The organism is Marinobacter sp. 1-4A, from assembly GCF_016597725.1.
Taxonomy (GTDB): Bacteria; Pseudomonadota; Gammaproteobacteria; order Pseudomonadales; family Oleiphilaceae; genus Marinobacter.
Window position 1 is genome coordinate 1 of sequence record NZ_VCGY01000022.1, and the last position, 1,618, is coordinate 1,618.

1 rRNA gene is annotated in these 1,618 nt (G+C 53.5%); it reads left to right on the plus strand.

Going from position 1 to position 1,618, the window contains the following annotated elements:
* The first annotated feature begins 8 nt into the window (after positions 1–8).
* Positions 9–1,549 (plus strand): 16S ribosomal RNA (locus FE845_RS18465).
* Positions 1,550–1,618 lie beyond the last annotated feature (69 nt).

Genomic DNA, 1,618 nt, shown 5'->3' on the forward strand with positions numbered 1-1,618 from the left:
TATGATTTAAACTGAAGAGTTTGATCATGGCTCAGATTGAACGCTGGCGGCAGGCTTAACACATGCAAGTCGAGCGGAAACGAAGATAGCTTGCTATCAGGCGTCGAGCGGCGGACGGGTGAGTAATGCTTAGGAATCTGCCCAGTAGTGGGGGATAGCCCGGGGAAACTCGGATTAATACCGCATACGCCCTTTTGGGGAAAGCAGGGGATCTTCGGACCTTGCGCTATTGGATGAGCCTAAGTCGGATTAGCTAGTTGGTGGGGTAAAGGCTCACCAAGGCGACGATCCGTAGCTGGTCTGAGAGGATGATCAGCCACATCGGGACTGAGACACGGCCCGAACTCCTACGGGAGGCAGCAGTGGGGAATATTGGACAATGGGCGCAAGCCTGATCCAGCCATGCCGCGTGTGTGAAGAAGGCTTTCGGGTTGTAAAGCACTTTCAGTGAGGAGGAAGGCCTCAAAGTTAATACCTTTGAGGATTGACGTCACTCACAGAAGAAGCACCGGCTAACTCCGTGCCAGCAGCCGCGGTAATACGGAGGGTGCAAGCGTTAATCGGAATTACTGGGCGTAAAGCGCGCGTAGGTGGTTGAGTAAGCGAGATGTGAAAGCCCCGGGCTTAACCTGGGAACGGCATTTCGAACTGCTTGGCTAGAGTGTGGTAGAGGGTAGTGGAATTTCCTGTGTAGCGGTGAAATGCGTAGATATAGGAAGGAACACCAGTGGCGAAGGCGGCTACCTGGACCAACACTGACACTGAGGTGCGAAAGCGTGGGGAGCAAACAGGATTAGATACCCTGGTAGTCCACGCCGTAAACGATGTCAACTAGCCGTTGGGGATCTTGAATCCTTAGTGGCGCAGCTAACGCACTAAGTTGACCGCCTGGGGAGTACGGCCGCAAGGTTAAAACTCAAATGAATTGACGGGGGCCCGCACAAGCGGTGGAGCATGTGGTTTAATTCGACGCAACGCGAAGAACCTTACCTGGCCTTGACATGCAGAGAACTTTCCAGAGATGGATTGGTGCCTTCGGGAACTCTGACACAGGTGCTGCATGGCCGTCGTCAGCTCGTGTCGTGAGATGTTGGGTTAAGTCCCGTAACGAGCGCAACCCCTATCCCTAGTTGCTAGCAGGTTATGCTGAGAACTCTAGGGAGACTGCCGGTGACAAACCGGAGGAAGGTGGGGATGACGTCAGGTCATCATGGCCCTTACGGCCAGGGCTACACACGTGCTACAATGGTACGTACAGAGGGTTGCAAACCCGCGAGGGGGAGCTAATCTCACAAAACGTATCGTAGTCCGGATCGGAGTCTGCAACTCGACTCCGTGAAGTCGGAATCGCTAGTAATCGTGAATCAGAATGTCACGGTGAATACGTTCCCGGGCCTTGTACACACCGCCCGTCACACCATGGGAGTAGATTGCACCAGAAGTAGTTAGTCTAACCTTCGGGAGGACGATTACCACGGTGTGGTTTATGACTGGGGTGAAGTCGTAACAAGGTAGCCCTAGGGGAACCTGGGGCTGGATCACCTCCTTAAACGAAGTTGAAGCTTCGGTCAGAGTCCACACGAATTACTTGGTTGATTGATAAAGAGAGCAAGGGTCT